The following is a 298-nucleotide window of genomic DNA, read 5'->3' on the forward strand; positions in this document are numbered from 1 at the left end:
GTTGTTGAAATCATGCGCGACACCACCGGTCAGGCTGCCCATCGCCTCCATCTTCTGGCTCTGGCGCAATGCTTCCTGCGCATTTTCCAGCTCTTCGGCAGCCGCCTTCTCCGGCGTTACATCGCGTCCGACTGCATAGAAGACATCGCCTTCTGGCACGAGCGTCCAGGATATCCAGCGCCAGGATCCATCTGCATGAGCGATCCTTTCCTCGAACCGCTCGACGGTTTCACCGCGCAGCAACCGCTCCATGACGTCTCGGGCGGCGTCATGATCATCGGGGTGGACCTGCTCACGA

Annotated in this window: 1 protein-coding gene; it reads right to left on the reverse strand. The window is 60.4% G+C overall.

Annotation, left to right across the window (positions count from 1 at the left end; genetic code table 11):
* A partial coding sequence (locus AC0IYH_RS30820; RefSeq protein WP_471837975.1) for a PAS domain-containing protein occupies positions 1-298 on the reverse strand: 298 nt, incomplete at both ends.

The organism is Pseudomonas sp. AC463 (assembly GCF_979253585.1).